This is a genomic window from Rhizobium sp. Leaf262, from assembly GCF_001422245.1.
Classification (GTDB): domain Bacteria; phylum Pseudomonadota; class Alphaproteobacteria; order Rhizobiales; family Rhizobiaceae; genus Agrobacterium.
This window is the reverse complement of record NZ_LMMM01000019.1, coordinates 43,231-61,031: the sequence shown is the minus strand read 5'-3', so window position 1 is coordinate 61,031 and position 17,801 is coordinate 43,231. Positions and strand designations below refer to the sequence as shown.

Here is a 17,801-nt window from a genome sequence, read left to right as displayed (position 1 = left end):
AAAGCCGATGCGTTTTTCCAGCACCCTCCTATCCGGCCTGCGCGTGGCAATTTTGGCGTCCATGTTTCTGGGGCCGTTTGCTGGGTTGGCCATCTATAAGGCTGAGACCCGGCAGCAATCGAATGGTGCGGGCTTCGTTCTGTTGATGAGCCTTCAGCGCGGCAATCTCGGGTAAGCTCCAGCGTTTTCCGCGACTTTTTCAATCGCTCATATTTCCCTCGCTTGCCTGTCGAAATCGACCGCCTATAGTGGGCCATGACAGTCGCCAAGCATACCGCCAGCCATCTCACACGCCGCCATCATCTCTTGAGGGCGCTGCGCATTGCGGTCGGTATCGTCCTTGCCATCGCCACCACGATCTACGTCATGGAATATGATGGTAGTATGCTGCTGTTGTTTGGTGCCGAACTCCTCCTCATTATCGGATGCGGCCCTACGATCCTCAAAGGCCTCAATATCTATGAAGCCATTGCCAATGGTGGAGGCCTCATTCACCCGATATTGGCATTCGCCATCTTGATTGTCCTCCTGCCGCTTCTTGCGGTGATTTTCCTCGTCATCGAACTTTTCCGCGCGGCGCGCGCGGGGCGAAGGGCTGAGTTGTAGCAACTGGAGGACATCGTAAATAGCCAGCCACAGCCCCTCACCGCACGCGTCTAGTCGAGACTCGACACCTCGAACTCGAAGAGAAGCAAGGCTTCGTTCGAACCATGGGCGTAAGTAAATTCTTGACGGTCGACCCGAGTGAACTGCACACGAAACAAGCGAGAGGCAACACTGAACTCTTTACTCTCGCCGGGTGCCCGGAACTTGATTTCCACGACGTTATCCAGATCATGATCGGGAATTGCGCCGTAAATTCTCCAGTCTTTTTCTCTTGCCAGATCGCCGTCCGCAAAGACTTCAAGGCGCGGCGTGTTCTTGCCTTCCGGGGCATAGGACAATTTGAAGATCAGCCCGAATGCTTCCGCATAATAGGGATTCAATGCCGCTTGCAAGATCGTGATCTTCTTCACACGGTCTTTACGCTTCAATCTTTTATCCTTCTATCTTATCGCGCATTCACAACCGGAGATGATTTTAAGATCATTCCTTCGATCCAAGCAAGAAAAGGCCGTCGCATCTGTGACAGGGGCGTTAGGCCAAGTTTTTCGATCGCTCATATTTCTGTCGCTTGCCTGTCGAAATTGGCTCTCTATAATAGGCCATGACAATAGCAAAGCACCCCGTATCGCCCCTTTCCTTCATCACGCCCGAGCCCTTTGCGCCGCAGACATTTACCGATCCGAAAGAGGCGGTGGATGCGTTGACGGCGCTTTATGAACGCAACACGAATTTCCTCATAAAATCCTTCACCGATCTGGCGAAGGGTGCGCCCATCGAGGGCCGGTACCGGGCGTGTTATCCGCAGGTCAGCATCGAGACCTCGACCTTCGGCCATGTCGATTCGCGCCTGTCTTATGGTCACGTCACTTCGCCCGGCGTCTACACGACCACGGTCACAAGGCCGCAATTGTTCCGCCATTACCTGAAGGAGCAGCTTGACCTTCTGATCAGGAACCATGGTGTCCACGTGACCGTGGCGGAGTCGGCAACGCCCATTCCGCTGCACTTCGCTTTTGGTGAAGGCGCTTATGTGGAAGCGGCTGCGGCCTCCTCTCTGTCGGATGTACCGCTGCGCGATCTCTTCGACACGCCGGATCTCAACAACACCGATGACCTGATTGCCAATGGCGAATATGATCAGGTGCCGGGAGAGCCTGCGCCGCTGGCGCCCTTTACCGCGCAGCGCATCGATTATTCGCTGGCCCGCCTTAGCCATTACACGGCCACCAGCGCCAATCATTTCCAGAACTTCGTGCTCTTCACCAACTATCAGTTCTACATCGACGAATTTTCCGCATGGGCGAAAAAGATGATGGCGGACGGGGGCGAAGGCTACACGGAATTCGTGGAGCCGGGCAACATCGTCACCCCGGCGGGTTCCGATCGGCCCACCACCGATATGGCGCTTGGTCGACTGCCGCAGATGCCTGCCTACCACCTGAAGAAGAAGGGGCACGCGGGCATCACGCTTATCAATATTGGCGTCGGCCCGTCGAATGCGAAAACCATCACCGACCACGTCGCAGTCCTTCGCCCGCATGCCTGGCTGATGGTCGGCCACTGCGCCGGTCTTCGCAACAGCCAGCGTCTGGGTGATTATGTTCTGGCGCATGCCTATGTGCGCGAAGACCACGTTCTGGACGACGATCTACCCGTCTGGGTGCCGATCCCGGCGCTGGCCGAAGTGCAGATGGCGCTGGAAGGTGCGGTTGCCGAAGTCACCGGTTACGAAGGCTTCGAGCTGAAGCGCATCATGCGCACCGGCACCGTCGCCACCATCGATAACCGCAACTGGGAACTTCGCGATCAGGCCGGTCCGGTCAAGCGCCTGTCGCAATCGCGTGCCATCGCACTCGACATGGAATCGGCCACCATCGCCGCCAACGGTTTCCGCTTCCGCGTACCTTACGGCACGCTGCTGTGCGTCTCCGACAAACCGTTGCATGGAGAGCTGAAACTGCCCGGCATGGCCACGGAGTTCTACCGCACGCAGGTCGCCCAGCATTTGCAGATCGGCATCCGCGCCGTCCAGAAACTGGCTGCCATGCAGAAGGAAACCCTGCATTCCCGCAAGCTGCGCAGCTTTTACGAGACGGCCTTCCAGTAGGCTTGCACCGTCTGTAGCCTCCAATCAGCCCTGCTTCGGCACGAACAGCGCAAGCATCGTGCCGATCAGGGATGAGATGATGACCAGAAGGTGGACGTTGACGGCGGCTTGGGCCAATGTCGAAAGCGCACTCTCGCCGCTTGCCGCGCCGAAGCCGATCGCTCCTGCTGTGATGCCTGCGGGATAGGTACCGACGCCACCCGGGGCGTGGATGGGCAGGACGGATGAGAGTTCACCGCCCAGCGCACCGCCGAAGCTCGGCGGCAGCGCGATGTTGCCCATCAGCATCAGCACCCAGGCAAGCACCGCGATCTTGACGAACCAGTTGATGAGCGTCACGCCCCAGGCTCTTAGAAAAGCGCTGGTGTCGGCAGGCAATCCCTCTTGCACGTCCGTCACCAGTTTTGAAATTTTTGGGGAAGACACCCGGCCCACCGCGCCGAAAAGCATAGCCCGCGCCCAGAATGCAATCGCAGGCAACAGCAGAAACGCCAGCCACCCCAGCCATATCCACGCGCTCGCCTTCTCGATCGCAAGCCCGACACCGGCTGCTGCAAGAAGCGCGTGAAGGTCGAAAAGCCGCATGACGAGCAGCGCCGAGGTGCCACGCACGAGACGCACGCCGAATTCCTTCTTCATCAGCAGCGGAAAACTGGTCTCGCCCGAGCGAAAAGGAAGCATGATGTTGAGAAGATTGTGGATTTGCACGACACGAAACAGCGCCGCGAAACGCCTGCTCGTTTCTGCCGGGAAATAGTCGTAGATGCGCCAGGTTCGCAGCAGATAGGTGGTGACGAGCAGCAGCAGCGCAAAGGCCATGGCTCCCAATCCCGCATTGCGCCAGAGCTCCAGCACCGTATTCCAGCCCCACACCCACTGGATGAAAACGGCATAGGCGACAATCACCAGCACGGTGCCAAGGGTCATCGCGTTGCGGGCAAGCCACGCCGTCGGTTTCATGGTGCCTGGATTTCCTGTCAAACTGCGGCCTTATCTGGACAAAATGCCTTTAGCGTCCTATCCGGCTGATAGCATATTCCTATGCATTCAAGAGAGAGAGCCTCCGTGCCGATAACGACTGCCCCTCGCAACGAGGTTCTGATGAACGATATACCCGAACTATCGCTTGTCGTACCGATTTTCAACGAGCAAGAAAGCGTTGGCCCGCTGATCGAGCGCGTGGTGGAGGCGATGTCCGGCTATGGCGCGGGCTGGGAGCTCATTCTGGTGGATGACGGCAGCACGGATGCGACCATCGCCAATGCCCGACCCTATCTGTCCCGCGAGGGTCTGTCGCTGAAGATCGTCGCCCTGCAGCGCAACTTCGGCCAGACCGCAGCCATGCAGGCGGGTATCGACAACGCCCGCGGACGGCTTATCGCGACCCTTGACGGCGACCTGCAGAACGACCCCAAGGACATTCCGATGCTCGTCTCCGAACTGGAGCGTCGCGAACTCGATCTTCTCGTGGGCTGGCGCAAGAACCGGCAGGATGGGCTGTTCCTGCGCAAGGTGCCCTCGTGGATCGCCAACCGGCTGATCGGCAAGATCACCGGCGTTCGCCTTCACGATTATGGATGCAGCTTGAAGATCTACCGCTCTTCGGTCATCAAGCAGGTCAAGCTGATGGGCGAAATGCACCGTTTCATTCCGGCCTGGGTGGCGGGTGTCGTGCCCAGTACCCGCATCGGCGAAATGCCGGTAACCCACCACGCCCGCCAGTTCGGAGCGTCTAAATACGGCATTTCCCGGACGTTCCGGGTTATTCTCGACCTTCTGTCGGTCATGTTCTTCATGCGATACAAGGCGCGTCCCGGCCATTTCTTCGGCTCGCTCGGCCTTGGCCTCGGGGCGCTTGCGACCGTCATTCTGTTTTACCTGTGCGTCGATAAATTCATCTTCGGCAACGATATCGGCACGCGTCCGATGCTGATGGTCGGCGTGGTTCTGCTGCTGTCTTCCGTCCAGATGATCACGACAGGCATTCTCGCCGAAATGATCGCACGGCTTTATTACCGCGATGAGCGCACGCCGAACTACATCGTCGCCAAGACTTTCACCGCAACAGAGTCCTGAAAATCCATGCGCAAGACGCTTTCCCGCAATCCAGACATGGTGTTGATGCTGATTGCGGGATATTTCCTGCTTGCGGTCGCCGCCCGGCTCTTGCGATCTCCTGCTCTGGAAGTGGACGAGACACAGCAGGCCATCTACTCCCAGTTCCTTCTGATGGGGTATGGTTCCCAGCCACCGGTCTACAGCTGGCTGCAATACGCTTTAAACGGAATTCTTGGTCCATCCATTGCAGCGCTCAGCCTGCTTAAAAATGGCCTGATGTTTATCTGTTGCCTTTATTTCTGGTTGGCCGCGCGTCTGCTTCTCCGTGAGAAGGCGCTGGCCAATATTGCGACGCTGGGTATCATCACGCTGCCGACCGTCTTTGTCATGGTGCAACGCGACCTGACGCATACGGCATTGGCATTCGCCGCAGTCTCTCTCTTCACCTACGCTCTGTTCAAGACATTGAAGACACCCTCGGCCTGGGGCTATGCGCTCACCGGTTTCGCCATCGGCCTCGGTTTTCTGTCGAAGTATAATGTTATTGTCATTCCGCTTGCGACGATCGCAGCACTGGCCCTTGAGAAAGACTTTCGACAGCGTTTGCTGGACTGGCGAATGCTGCTCACCATCGCCGTGGCGGTGGCTGTCGTCACGCCACACCTGCTTTGGGTGCTGGACAATATGGAACTGGCAACACGCCAGACCACCGGCGAAATGCGCGAGGGCAGCGAAAATGTCGGGTTTCACGCTTTTGCAGGCTCTCTCGATCTCCTGCTTGCTTTCGTAAAAGGCGTGGCACTGACCACCGTGATCTACGCCGTTTTGTTCTTCAAGGACCTTAAGTCAATCGTCCGGGCCAGCGATCAATCGACGCGAATCGTTGGCCGTATCGTTCTGATTTCATTTATTTTTGTTCTTCTGATCATCTGGGGAATGGGCGCTACACAGATGCGTCAGAAGTGGATTGCGGTCTATCTGTTGCTGTGGCCGCTTTATCTTGCTCTCAAGGTTCAGGCCGCAGGCGTGCTTGCGGAACGCAAGCTGCCCTCGATGCTGACGATAACAGCTGTCTTGTCTCTCGGCTTCGTTGTCGTTCTCCTGGCGCGTGGATTGGTCGCCCCCCATTTCGAGCGCTATTCGCTGGTGCACATTCCCTATGGTAAATTCGGCGAAGCGGTACGCAAGGATGGCCAACCGGAGCCGCGTTACGTCATCGCATCGGACGTTCTGGTGGGCGGCAATCTGAAAATGCAGTTTCCCAATGCGACCGTCTTCTCAGGTAACAAGGATATCGAAAAACTGCCATCAGAATGGCCTGTGGGTGCCGTTGTGCTGCTAGCAGGTACGAATGATGACGGGGTGTTACCGCAGGACTCCGCTGCGGCACTGGCCAAGCTCGCAGAGCGCTCGTCACTACCAGCGCCAGCTGAAATCCGCCACGTCGAAGTTCCCTATAACGGCAAGGGCGACAAACGCCACGCCTTCTACTACGCCTGGGAAACCATCCCGGCCCGGTAGAGCACCCGCCTTCACCTCATGCAGACCTGATCTGTGCTTCCACACGGATCGGGAAGTTCACCGAATTGGCGATGAAGCATTTTTCGTGTGCGTCGGCGTGCAGTTCCTGCGCTGTCTGCGCATCGCCTTTCGAAATGGTCACGACGGGTTTCAGCACCACCTCCGTGAACTGGCCTGCCCCGTCTGCCGTTAGCGCCATGGTGCCTTCGGGCTCATCCACATAATCCGTCACCACCACGCCGGCGACGGCGCAGACATGCAGATACCAGAGCTTGTGGCAGGCCGAGACGGACGCCAGCAGCAACTCCTCCGGGTTCCAGCGACCGGCATCGCCACGAAAGGCAGGGTCGGATGAACCGGCAATATCGGGCTTTCCCGCGGCTGAAATCACATGCGAACGGTCATAGTCGCGGTAACCAGATGTGCCGGTGCCGCTATTGCCTGTCCAGGCGATGTGAAGCTTGTAGTGATGTTCCTGCTTTGCCACGTCTCATGCCCTCATCGTGTCGCGAAGATGGTCCAGCCCGTTCCGCAGTATCTCGATAATCTCGTCCACTTCCGAACGGCTGATGGTGAAAGCGGGCGATGCCAGCATGCGGTCGCCCGTGGCCCGCATCACAAGACCGTTTTCGAGGCAATGATTGCGCACCATCGCGCCGACATCATCAGGCTTTTCGAACCGCCGCCGCGTCGCCTTGTCTGCCGTCAATTGCACGCCACCTATGAGCCCCACGCTGACCGCCTCACCCACCAGATCATGGTCCTGCAGGCTTTCGAAGCCTTGCCGGAAATAGGGGCCGATATCGTCTCGGACCCGCTCTACCAGGTGCTCATCCTCTATGATGCGCAGGTTTTCCAGCGCTGCTGCCGCGCAGACCGGGTGGCCGGAATAGGTGAAACCGTGGTTGAAGTCGCCGACGTCGTTCAGCATCACCTGCGCCACGCGATCTGAGACGAGGACGCCACCGATGGGCAGATAACCCGAAGACAGACCCTTGGCGATGGGCGCCAGATCCGGCTCATAGCCGAAATGCTGATAGCCGAACCACGACCCCAATCGCCCGAAGCCGCAGATGACCTCATCGGAAACCAGCAGAATATTACGCGCCTTGCAGATGCGGGCAATCTCCGGCCAGTAGGTCTGAGGCGGGATGATCACACCGCCTGCGCCCTGAATGGGTTCCGCCACGAAGGCTGCGACATTGTCCTCGCCCAATTCATCGATTTTCGCGTCGAGTTCACGCGCCACTTTCAGACCGAATTCTGCAGGCGTCAGGTCACCGCCCTCCACATACCAATAGGGCTGGCCGATGTGCGAGACGCCTTCGATCGGCAGATTGCCCTGCTCGTGCATCCACGCCATGCCACCCAGCGAAGCACCTGCCACGGTGGAGCCATGATAGCCGTTGCGCCGCGCTATTATCTGGGTTTTCGTCGGGTGCCCCAGCGCCTTCCAGTAGACCCGCGCCATGCGAAACCAGGTATCGGTGGCTTCGGAACCGGAATTGGTGAAGAACACATGGTTCATATGCGGCCCGGCATGAGCGGCGATCTTTTGCGCCAGCAGGGTCGCAGGTGGCGTCGTGGTGCCGAAAAAGGCGTTGTAATAGGGCAGCTCATTCATCTGCCGGGACACGGCGTCGGTGATTTCGCGACGGCCATAACCGATATTGACGCACCAGAGACCCGCAAAAGCATCCAGATATTTCTTGCCGGTGCTGTCGTAGATGAACACGCCCTCGGCCCGCTCGATAATGCGCGTGCCTGATGCGTTGAGCTTGCCCATATCCGAGAAGGGGTGGAGGTGGTGAGCGGCGTCGATGGCGGCGAGGTTCGAGATTGTCCCGGTCTTGTCGTTCATCGCGCATCACTCCATTGTCACCCACGGGAAGGAGTAACACGCAGAACAGGCATTGCAAGAGTGACCGGGCAAGGTGGCATGGGAGACTGACGCGCCATGCCGAGAGGATCAGACGTTAGCGTAATCCTTCGCGACGATGACCTTCAACTCGCCAGCATGAATCTTGAGCAGCACGTCGCGCTTCATCGGCAGCAATTCGCCGTCGATCACGCATTTCACGTCATGGCGCCCTTTGGGAAAATGCAATTCGGCTTCCGTGACCGCCATGGCCGTCACCGCAGCATTTTCCTTCAGCCTGCCTCGGGCGATGTCTATCGCGAGACCAGCGACACCGGAAGGTGTCAGCGCATCTGCCAGATAAAAACCGAGACGCCCCTGCGTGATATCGTCCGCCACCAGAAGCGGGTTGGGGCCAAATTCATTGTTGGAGGCGGAAATCGCACAGACGCGCCGATGCTGGGTTTCACCCGCCACGGTGAATTCCACCTCGAAAACGGGAGGCTTGAGAACGACACCGATGGCTGCGCGGATGTTGGCGCGAATCTTCCCCAACCGCGATGCATATTCCATCTTGTCGCGGTAGCGTACCATGCGTGCATGCAGGCCTGCGGAGAACTGGTGCACGAAGGGGCGACCATTGGCGCTGGCGATATCGACATCGTGGACATGCCCTTCGGCCAGCGTATCGACCGCCTGCCAGATATCCAGCGGCAGACGAAGCGAGCGGGCAAACAGGTTCATGGTTCCGGCAGGTACGACGCCCAGCGCGATGCCATGCTTCCAGGCGATACCGGCTGCGGCTGAAATCGTGCCGTCTCCGCCGCCCGCAATCAGCCCGTCAAGACCCGTGTCGTCGGCGGTACGCTCCATCTCCTCGACGATGTTCTTGCCTGAGACGAGGCGGCATTCGATTTCATGTCCGGCATTTTGAAAAACGGTCCGTGCATGTTCACAAAAAGCATCCATGTCCGTCGTCTTGAAGGTGCCGCCATCGCGGTTGAAGATCGCAACCAGTTTCATATGCTTGTCCAGCCCCCGTTACGCACACGCGCGCGACCTAAATGGTATAGCAAGGGTTACGTTCCCTAACACCTTTGCGTGAGCCGGATATTTTACCGAATCAGAGACTACCGCATCGCACAAGTTCATGGTATGCGTAGAGATAAGGTCATTTTGGTGACCGCATAACTCCAGTCAGGGCAGGCCGAGACCTCGGTCTTGCCCTTTTTTTTCTTCGTTTCATCGCAGAAATCATGACCCAGATACGTCTTTCAGAAAACGGCTCCCGACCAGCCGCGCAAACCGTTGTGCAAACTTCGCCTGCGGCGCTCACTCCCCTTTCCATCGCATTGATCGAGCTGGCGCTGGCTGCTGGCGGCTTCGGTATCGGCACGGGTGAATTCGCCATCATGGGACTTCTGCCCGATGTCGCAACGACCTATGGCGTTTCGGTTCCGCAGGCGGGCTATGTGATTGCGGCCTATGCGCTGGGCGTCGTCATCGGCGCACCCATCATCGCCGTTCTTGCCGCACGCATGACACGGCGCATGCTGCTTCTGGCTTTGATGAGTGTTTTCGCTGCGGGCAATATTCTCAGCGCCCTTGCGCCGGATTTCATGACCTTCACCGTGCTGCGCTTCATCACCGGCCTGCCGCATGGCGCATACTTCGGCGTCGCCGCGCTGGTTGCCGCTTCCATGGCGCCGATCCACAAGCGCGCCCGCGCCGTGGGCCGCGTCATGCTGGGCCTGACAATCGCCACCCTTCTAGGCACCCCACTGGCCACCTTCTTCGGCCAGATGTTCTCCTGGCGCGCAGCCTTCATGATGGTCGGCGGCATCGCACTTTTAACGGTTGCCCTGCTGTGGTTCTTCCAGCCGCGAGATAAGGTACAGGAAGGTGCCAGCATCTGGCGCGAACTCGGTGCCTTCAGGCGCGTACAGGTCTGGCTGACGCTGGCGGTGGCGTCGGTCGGTTTCGGCGGCATGTTTGCCGTCTTCAGCTACATCGCCAAAACCACCACCGATGTCGCCATGATGCCGGTTGCCAGTGTACCAATGGTGCTGGCGCTGTTCGGCATCGGCATGAATGTGGGCAACGTCGTCGGCTCGCGTCTTGCGGACCTGTCGCTCAACGGCACCATCGGCGGTATGCTGGCGTTCAACGTGGTTCTGATGGCGCTGTTCGGCCTCACGGCACACAATCCTTACATGCTGTGCGCCTGTGTCTTCCTCATCGGCTGCGGCTTTGCCGCCTGCCCAGCCGTGCAGACCCGCTTGATGGATGTGGCCGCCGATGCCCAGACGCTCGCCGCCGCCTCCAATCATTCCGCCTTTAATATCGCCAACGCGCTTGGCGCATGGCTGGGCGGCGTGGTGATCGCGCTTGGCTATGGCTACGCCTCCACCGGCTATATCGGCGCTGTCCTCTCACTCGGTGGCCTTGCCGTCTTCCTCGTCGCCGTTGCTCTGGAAAAGCGCGAGAAGACGCTTGCCCTGTAGGCTATAAAAATCTGTGCATCTATGTCCTGTCCCCGGATCAAGCGAGGACGGGATATATTGAAATATTTCCAATACATATTTCGGGAGAAAACCGATTGCCTGGGCTGTTCAGGCTTCTGGTGACTGCCCCGCTGCCCTCTCCACCATCGCGACAATCGTGGCGAACAACTCTTCGGTCGCCTCTTCCGGCGTGATGTCACCGTTGGTAGCCGCGTTGGACAGCGCCTCGGCAGCACCCAGCATACCCCACAGAGCGGCGGAAGGAATCCTGCCCTTGCCTGAAAAAGGCGCAAGCAGCGCCCTGCATTTTTCAAGGAAGCCCTGCTCGTATTGCTTCTTGATGATCGCGAGTTCGGGAGAGCCCGCCAGAGCTGCCACGATGCCCGGTATTTCCCGGCCCTGCCGGGACACGCAGTTGACATAGGACGAGGCGATGACCGTGGCTATGTCGGCCAATCGCGCCTCGCAGGCCCGCAATGCATCGTCCATGATGGCAGTCTGGTTGGCGTCGAACTCCTGATAGAGCTGCGCCAGAAGCCCTTCCCGGCTGTCGAACTGGTCATAGACGACAGGCTTCGTAACACCCGCTTTTTCCGAGAGACGCCCCAGCGTCAGGGCGTCCGCACCCTCGTCATGGATCAGCCTCCAGGCCACATCCATCAATTGCCGGCGCCGCTGCTCCCGCGTCAGCCGTATGCGACGTGCGGGCTCTTCTGGTTGTTTGCTGCTTGACATCCACTATATACCATTGGTAACTTACTAATAGTATATAGCGCGAATGCGCTGTTCGCAATCGTTAAAGAAGGTTCTCCCCATGCATGCCATCATCGTCACCTCGCATCCCAACCCCGGCTCATTGACGCACGCCATCGCAGCGCGCATTGCAGACGGCATCGCCGGTTCGGCAGGCGGGCATTCTCATGAGGTTGTGGATCTCGCAGCCGAAGCGTTCGACCCTCGCTATACGCAGGACGATATCGCGCTGATGCTCGGAAAAGCCAAACCCACGCCTGATATAGCTGCCGAACATGCGCGGCTTGATCGCGCCGACGCGCTCGTCATCGTTTATCCCGTTTACTGGTGGTCGATGCCTGCGCAATTGAAGGGCTGGATTGATCGCGTGTTCACAAATGGCTGGGCCTATTCCGACAATGGCGACGGCAAGATCATCAAGAAGCTCGATAGGCTGAAGGTGCATCTGGTCGCCATTGGCGGTGCCGATATGCGCACCTATGCACGCCACGGTTATTTCGGCGCGATGCGAACGCAGATCGACCACGGCATATTCGATTACTGCGGCGCCAAAGTCATAACCTCGGAACTCATGGTACCCGATCAAGCCAATGATTTCACACATCATCTCGATACCGCCCATACCCTTGGCAGGAAGATATTTGCTGCATAACTGCTGCGCTTAATCTCATGAAGGAGGGCGCAAATTCAGCGCCCCATTCACCACAAACCAGCATTGCCAAAATTTCATATTTGGCCCGCTTGACTAAGCGCAGATTCAGGCGCACCACATGAGTTACGCGCAACCTTTCCGGTTGGCGCGGATATCCACGGAGCATCGTTTGATGTCTAGCGACAGTAGTAGTCGATTGCCTTTGCCGAGACCGGCGAGACGTGCCCTGATCTGACTCCTGTCGGCTCACCACGTTCCGCCGAGATCGGCGGTTCGACTCGAAGGTGAGCAATCATGAACTTTCACAACCTCTCCCAGAGAGCCAGCAAAGCTGCACGCATTCTCCGCAACAGCAGCATTGGCCCCACCACCATTGCAGAACGCGTCGATCAGCTGAACACGCTCGACGTGCCTGATGCCGTCGACGCCTTGCTGAAGATGCCCCAGCCAAAGGCCGTTGCCGTTCTGGACCGTCCGGAACTGCACCACGCTGCCGATATCATCGCCCATATTCCGCTGGAACAGGCTGCCCGTTTCGTCAACCTCATGTCGGATGACCGCGTGGCAGACGTCATGGCCGAGATGGACGACGAGCCCCGCGCAAAGCTGTTTTCGCGGCTGGACCGTGCAACGGCCACCGCCATCCAGCACCTGATGACCTATCCGCCCCGCACGGCGGGCTCCATGATGACCACGGAGTTCGTCAGCGTGCCGGATCGCTGGACGGTGGAACAAACCCTTGCGCATATCCGTATCGTCGAGCGTTCCAGAGAAACGGTCTATGCCATCTATGTGCTGGCCGAAGACGGAACGCTGACCAAGGTCGTCACCCTGCGCAGCCTCGTCACCGGCGAGCCTTCCGCATCCATCCTCACCGTCGCATCCAAGGAAGGCATCACCTATGCCGATCCGCTGATGTCGCAGGAGGATGTCGCCCGCCTCATCCGCAAGCATGACCTTCTGGCCATTCCTGTTGTGGATGAGCACGCCCACATTCTCGGCATCGTCACGGTGGATGATGTGATCGACACCATGATTGCCGATACGACGGAAGACGCCCACAAATTTGGTGGTATGGAGGCGCTCGGCAAGCCCTATATGACGATGGGCTTTGCGGACATGATCCGCAAACGCGCTGGCTGGCTGTCCGCCCTTTTCCTCGGGGAAATGCTGACGGCCAGCGCCATGCAGCATTTTGAAGGAGAGCTGGAAAAAGCCGTGGTCCTGACGCTGTTCATCCCGCTCATCATGTCCTCGGGCGGCAATTCCGGTTCGCAGGCCACATCGCTCATCATCCGGGCACTGGCGCTGGGCGAGCTGAAGCTGTCGGACTGGTGGCGGGTGCTGCTGCGTGAACTGCCAACAGGCCTGACGCTGGGCGCCATCCTCGGCGCCATCGGCTTCCTGCGGCTCACCGTCTGGCAACAGGCCGGTTTCTATGATTACGGCGAACACTGGCTGCTGGTCGGCTTCACCGTCTTCTCAGCCCTCGTCGGCATCGTTACCTTCGGCTCGCTGGCCGGCTCCATGCTGCCCTTCATCCTGCAGCGCCTGCGTCTAGACCCCGCCAGCGCATCGGCACCCTTCGTGGCAACGCTGGTCGATGTCACCGGTCTGGTGATCTACTTCTCTGTAGCGCTGCTGATTTTGAGCGGCACGCTGTTGTAAGCATTATCTGGATAAAACCGGTCGCATCGCATTTGCGGCCGGTTATCTCCTGCCCTTGCCTTGTCTTTTCAAAAGCTTGTAACCTTGCGTTGCGACGATGATTCAAACAGGGACGGGCCTTTGCAGATTTCCAATCTTCGACACTATCCTACATTTGCAGACACGATTGCCGATCGCGGCTGGCACGCATGGTGGACGGAAAGCGGCGTCCCAATCGAAAATTACCGCGCCCATGTCCACTTGATGCTTGAAAAAGACGGCATCCCCGCAGCACTCGTCGCCCATGACGACGACCGCTACATCGGCTCCGTCCTCATCATCGAAAACGACCTGGATGAGCGCCCCGATTACGCCCCTTGGATCGCAGCCCTGTGGGTGGACCCGGATTTCCGACGCCAAGGCATCGCCGCACAACTAATCACCCGCAGCCGCGCACACATCGCCCAACTCGGCCACGACACCTGCTACCTCTGCGCAACCGCAGACAAGCGTCCCTATTACCTAAAACAGGGTTTTACGCTTCTGGAAGAGGATGTGGCGGGTTTGGATGTGTTCAGTATTTCGAGCGGATGAGGTTGGTGTGATCGGTTAATAACATGGCCAAACAATCCTGTTTGGCCGAACTGCAAATAGTATATAAATTTTTGTATAATCGTGATATGAAGACGATCAGGTTTCGCGGTAGTGCCCTCAGTGATTTACGTGCTTTCCCGGAAACGGCGCGGCGAGAAGCAGGCTATCAATTGGACAAGGTCCAGAACGAAATGATGCCCACCGATTGGAAGCCGATGGCGACCATTGGAAAGGGCGTTCAGGAGATCAGAATCAGAGACGAAAGCGGTGCGTTTCGTGTGATCTATGTCGCCAAATTCAGTGACGCGATCTACGTTTTGCATTGCTTTCAAAAGAAAACGCAGAAGACCGGCAAAATGGACATCGACATGGCAACAAGACGTTACGACGAGCTGGTGAAGGAGCTATCCCAATGACCACTGAGACCTTTAAAAGCGTCTGGGATGCAATCGAAGACACGAGCGCCGAAGCGGAAAATATGAAGCTGCGCTCTACATTGATGATGGCGCTCGAGCGACACATAAACACCAAGGGCTGGACGCAGAGCGAAGCAGCAAAGAAGCTTGGCGTGACGCAACCGCGCGTGTCGGATCTCTTGCGTGGCAAGATCAATCTGTTCGGGTTGGATACTCTGGTCAACATGGCATTTGCAGCTGGCCTGCATGTTGAAATGCAGGTTTTAGACGCGGCATGATTTGCCGGACACTGCCGAGAAGAGATGCCCCGGCTCTAACGCCGGAGCATCTGCTAGTGTTATGCGCGATTACGCTGTGCTGATCGTGCCCGTGCCCAGCAGCACCAGAAGCACCACGCCAAGCACCACGCGGTACCAGACGAACGGCATGTAGCTTTTGCTGGAAACCAGTTTCAGGAAGACGACGATAACGGCGTAGCCTACGATGAAGGATATCAGCGTGGCCAGCGCCGTCTGGCCCCAGCCGACCGGGTTGACCTGACCGATGCTCTTGGAAAGCTGGTAAAAGCCGGAGCCAAAGACGGCGGGAACGGCGAGGAGGAAGGAATAGCGTGCCGCTGCCTCGCGCGTGTAGCCCAGCAACAAGCCTGCCGTAATCGTGCCGCCGGAGCGAGAAACGCCGGGGATCAGCGCCATGGCCTGTGCAAAACCGAACAAGATGCCATCGCGCCAGATGAGCTTGTTCAGCGGGTACTTCTTTTTGCCGATCTTGTCCGCATAACCGAGGATGATGCCGAAGACGATCAGCATGATCGCGGTGATATAGAGGTTGCGCAGCGAGGTCTCGATGGCATCCTTGAACAACAGGCCAAGCAGCACGATCGGCACCGAGCCGACGATGATGAGCCAGCCCATGCGCACATCGGCGGGGTCGTAAGTGCCGCCAAGGCGCAGGTTTTTGCGAAGCCACGCCATGGCGATGCGCATGATATCGGACCAGAAATAGACGAGAACCGCCAGTTCTGTGCCGATCTGAATAATGGCGGTGAAGGCGGCGCCGGGGTCTTCACCCGTTCCCAGAAACTCCCCGGCAATGCGCAGATGCGCGCTGGAGGAAATTGGCAAAAATTCCGTAAGACCTTGAATAAAACCGAGAATCGCGGCCTCGATCCAACCAATACCCATGCTTGTCGTCCCTGACTGAGAATCACTGCCGCGACGCTATGAAGCAATCCGGGCAGATCAATGTTGCAATGCGGAATTTTTTATCGAAGCAGAAATGCGAGGGTCCAGTCTGTAAGCCGCCCGAAGGGCGCGCGCAACAGGGTCGGCAAGCTCCACCGTCCCTGCACGAACACGCCCTTTGCGTGGCTCATGCGGCGAAAGCCTTCGATGCCGTGATAGGCACCCGTGCCGCTCGCCCCCACTCCGCCAAATGGCAGATCGTCCTGCGCCACATGCAAGATGGCGTTGTTGATGCCGACATTGCCCGAGGTGGTGCGGGCCAATATCGCGCGGCAATCCTCGCTCTTCTCATCGCCGAACACATAGAGCGCCAGAGGCCTTGGCCTTGCATTGATGTAGGAAATCACCTCGCCGATCTCGCGATAGGTCCGCACCGGCAGGATCGGCCCGAAAATCTCCTCGCGCATCACCGCCATCTCGTCGGTCACGTCAAAGACGAGCGTCGGCGGCAGAACGCGGATGCGACTTGCCGCCGTAGGTGCAGCATTACCGACCTCCACCACCCGCGCGCCCTTTAGGCGGGCATCATCCAGCAGGCCGTTCAGCCGCCCAAAATGTCGGTCGCTGACGATGGAAGCGAAATCCATGGTCGTTGGTCCCTTGGGATAGGATTTCGCGACAGCCTTGCCGAAGGTATCGGTGAAGGCAGCCAGATCATCCTCATTCACGAAGACATAATCCGGCGCCACGCAGGTCTGCCCGCCATTGGTCAGCTTGCCGAACACCACGGAGGCGACATTGCTGTCGCTGGCATGGCCTTTCTGGATGATCGTCGGGCTCTTGCCGCCCAGTTCCAGTGTTACCGGCACAAGGTTTTCGCTGGCCGCCTTCATCACGGCCCGGCCAACCTGCGTGCTGCCGGTGAAAAACAGATGGTCGAAGGCAAGCCCGCTGAAGGCCGCTCCCACGTCAGCATCTCCAAGAATAACCGCTACTTTTTCCTCCGGGAAAACGCTGGCCAGCATGTCCTTCATCAACTGGCTGGTGCGCGGCGTCAGCTCTGACGGTTTCAACATGGCGCGGTTGCCCGAAGCCAGCGCGGTTGCCAGCGGCACCATGGCCAGCAGAAACGGATAATTCCACGGCGACATGATGCCGATCACGCCCAGCGGCTGATACTCCACATAGGCCCGCCCCACCTGGAATGTCGCGGCCACATGGCGGCGCTCCGGCTTCATGAAGCGCTTCAGATTGCGGGTCAGGTAATCGATGGCCTGCACGACGCCGAGAATATCCAGCAGCGCCGTTTCGCGTGGCGAACGCCCGCCAAAATCCAGATCGACAGCCTGCTCGATATCGCGCCTGCGGGCGGTCACCACCTTGCGCAACGCTTTCAGATCAGCCTTTCGCGCCTCGAGCGTCGGCGGCCCGTCACGCAAAAAAGCATTGCGCTGACGTGCGAGAATATCCTCGGCATTGCTCACTCGGCGGCCTCCAGCGGCCTGATGAGATCGACAGGGGGCACAACGCGCTTTTCCCCATCCTTGCAGATAACATGCGTCTCGCCCCACGCCTTCAGGGCTGTGATAACCGGCTGCAGACTGATCCCCAGCGGCGTCAGATCATAATCCACGCGCGGCGGCACCACGGCAAAGACCTTGCGGGAAATCAGCCCCGCCTCTTCCAGTTCACGCAGTTGCTTGGTCAGCATGCGTTGGGTGACATTGGGAATGTGGCGGCGCAGCGCGTTGAAGCGCAGCGTCCCCTCATTCATCAGGTGATAGAGGATCACGCCCTTCCATTTTCCATCCAGAAAACTCAGCGTCGACTCCACCGGACAACCAGGAAAATTGCCGGTCAGTTTGGCACGGGGACGGGACATCACAGTATCCTTTTTGTGC

General features: G+C 58.4%; 20 protein-coding genes. 11 read left to right on the top strand and 9 right to left on the bottom strand.

Annotated elements, in window-relative coordinates:
* Positions 1–7 precede the first annotated feature (7 nt).
* Together ASF29_RS24750 and ASF29_RS20265 are read left to right on the top strand one after the other, a co-directional pair.
* Entirely contained in the window at positions 8–175 is a 168-nt protein-coding gene (locus ASF29_RS24750; protein ID WP_200925562.1) for a hypothetical protein, read from the top strand.
* Between the two features lie 80 nt (positions 176–255).
* Positions 256–606 carry a hypothetical protein gene (locus tag ASF29_RS20265; RefSeq protein ID WP_062452483.1) on the top strand — a complete coding sequence of 117 codons (351 nt, stop codon included), beginning with the start codon at positions 256–258 and terminating at the stop codon, positions 604–606.
* 50 nt (positions 607–656) lie between these two features.
* On the opposite strand, the gene ASF29_RS20260 is transcribed toward ASF29_RS20265, so the two are convergent.
* On the bottom strand, positions 657–1,034 hold the full coding sequence (locus ASF29_RS20260) for a hypothetical protein (RefSeq protein WP_062452482.1): 378 nt from the start codon (positions 1,032–1,034) through the stop codon (positions 657–659).
* Between the two features lie 173 nt (positions 1,035–1,207).
* Between ASF29_RS20260 and amn the strand changes: the two genes are divergently transcribed.
* Positions 1,208–2,713 (top strand): AMP nucleosidase, encoded by a 1,506-nt coding sequence (gene amn, locus ASF29_RS20255; protein WP_062452481.1) that lies wholly within the window; start codon positions 1,208–1,210, stop codon positions 2,711–2,713.
* Between the two features lie 24 nt (positions 2,714–2,737).
* On the opposite strand, the gene ASF29_RS20250 is transcribed toward amn, so the two are convergent.
* On the bottom strand, positions 2,738–3,673 hold the full coding sequence (locus ASF29_RS20250; protein WP_062452480.1) for a lysylphosphatidylglycerol synthase domain-containing protein: 936 nt from the start codon (positions 3,671–3,673) through the stop codon (positions 2,738–2,740).
* A 141-nt stretch (positions 3,674–3,814) separates the two neighbouring features.
* Between ASF29_RS20250 and ASF29_RS20245 the strand changes: the two genes are divergently transcribed.
* Entirely contained in the window at positions 3,815–4,789 is a 975-nt protein-coding gene (locus ASF29_RS20245) for a glycosyltransferase family 2 protein (protein WP_062452479.1), read from the top strand.
* Between the two features lie 6 nt (positions 4,790–4,795).
* Complete coding sequence (locus ASF29_RS20240) at positions 4,796–6,292, top strand: glycosyltransferase family 39 protein (protein WP_062452478.1); 1,497 nt, start codon at positions 4,796–4,798, stop codon at positions 6,290–6,292.
* Between the two features lie 16 nt (positions 6,293–6,308).
* On the opposite strand, the gene ASF29_RS20235 is transcribed toward ASF29_RS20240, so the two are convergent.
* The 3 genes from ASF29_RS20235 to ASF29_RS20225 form a co-directional block, all read right to left on the bottom strand.
* A complete protein-coding gene (locus ASF29_RS20235) occupies positions 6,309–6,779 on the bottom strand; it encodes an OsmC family protein (protein WP_062452477.1) in 471 nt (156 codons plus the stop codon).
* A gap of 3 nt (positions 6,780–6,782) precedes the next feature.
* A complete protein-coding gene (locus ASF29_RS20230; protein WP_062452476.1) occupies positions 6,783–8,153 on the bottom strand; it encodes an aspartate aminotransferase family protein in 1,371 nt (456 codons plus the stop codon).
* 108 nt (positions 8,154–8,261) lie between these two features.
* The gene (locus ASF29_RS20225; RefSeq protein WP_062452475.1) at positions 8,262–9,173 is read right to left on the bottom strand and encodes a diacylglycerol kinase family protein; all 912 of its coding nucleotides are present in this window, start codon (positions 9,171–9,173) and stop codon (positions 8,262–8,264) included.
* A gap of 233 nt (positions 9,174–9,406) precedes the next feature.
* Here ASF29_RS20225 and ASF29_RS20220 point away from each other — a divergent pair, with 233 nt between their 5' ends.
* Complete coding sequence (locus ASF29_RS20220) at positions 9,407–10,654, top strand: MFS transporter (protein WP_062452474.1); 1,248 nt, start codon at positions 9,407–9,409, stop codon at positions 10,652–10,654.
* Between the two features lie 108 nt (positions 10,655–10,762).
* Here the strand turns inward: ASF29_RS20220 and ASF29_RS20215 are convergent, their stop codons facing one another.
* Positions 10,763–11,389, bottom strand: a complete 627-nt coding sequence (locus tag ASF29_RS20215; RefSeq protein WP_062452473.1) for a TetR/AcrR family transcriptional regulator — start codon at positions 11,387–11,389, stop codon at positions 10,763–10,765.
* 79 nt (positions 11,390–11,468) lie between these two features.
* On the opposite strand from ASF29_RS20215, the gene ASF29_RS20210 reads away from it, so the two are divergent.
* From ASF29_RS20210 to ASF29_RS20190, 5 genes are all read left to right on the top strand, one after another.
* Positions 11,469–12,059 carry an NAD(P)H-dependent oxidoreductase gene (locus tag ASF29_RS20210; protein WP_062452472.1) on the top strand — a complete coding sequence of 197 codons (591 nt, stop codon included), beginning with the start codon at positions 11,469–11,471 and terminating at the stop codon, positions 12,057–12,059.
* A gap of 294 nt (positions 12,060–12,353) precedes the next feature.
* Complete coding sequence (gene mgtE / locus ASF29_RS20205; protein WP_062452471.1) at positions 12,354–13,727, top strand: magnesium transporter; 1,374 nt, start codon at positions 12,354–12,356, stop codon at positions 13,725–13,727.
* 120 nt (positions 13,728–13,847) lie between these two features.
* Positions 13,848–14,300, top strand: a complete 453-nt coding sequence (locus ASF29_RS20200; RefSeq protein WP_062452470.1) for a GNAT family N-acetyltransferase — start codon at positions 13,848–13,850, stop codon at positions 14,298–14,300.
* Between the two features lie 86 nt (positions 14,301–14,386).
* The gene (locus tag ASF29_RS20195) at positions 14,387–14,716 is read left to right on the top strand and encodes a type II toxin-antitoxin system RelE/ParE family toxin (protein WP_062452630.1); all 330 of its coding nucleotides are present in this window, start codon (positions 14,387–14,389) and stop codon (positions 14,714–14,716) included.
* Positions 14,713–14,994: an XRE family transcriptional regulator gene (locus ASF29_RS20190; protein ID WP_062452469.1), complete on the top strand. Its 282-nt coding sequence runs from the start codon at positions 14,713–14,715 to the stop codon at positions 14,992–14,994. The genes ASF29_RS20195 and ASF29_RS20190 overlap by 4 nt, the downstream gene beginning before the upstream one ends.
* 69 nt (positions 14,995–15,063) lie before the next feature.
* On the opposite strand, the gene ASF29_RS20185 is transcribed toward ASF29_RS20190, so the two are convergent.
* From ASF29_RS20185 to ASF29_RS20175, 3 genes are all read right to left on the bottom strand, one after another.
* Positions 15,064–15,900 (bottom strand): undecaprenyl-diphosphate phosphatase, encoded by an 837-nt coding sequence (locus ASF29_RS20185; protein ID WP_062452468.1) that lies wholly within the window; start codon positions 15,898–15,900, stop codon positions 15,064–15,066.
* An 80-nt stretch (positions 15,901–15,980) separates the two neighbouring features.
* On the bottom strand, positions 15,981–17,384 hold the full coding sequence (locus ASF29_RS20180) for a coniferyl aldehyde dehydrogenase (protein WP_062452467.1): 1,404 nt from the start codon (positions 17,382–17,384) through the stop codon (positions 15,981–15,983).
* A complete protein-coding gene (locus ASF29_RS20175) occupies positions 17,381–17,782 on the bottom strand; it encodes a helix-turn-helix domain-containing protein (RefSeq protein ID WP_062452466.1) in 402 nt (133 codons plus the stop codon). Before ASF29_RS20175 ends, ASF29_RS20180 begins: the two co-directional genes overlap by 4 nt.
* Between the last annotated feature and the right edge of the window lie 19 nt (positions 17,783–17,801).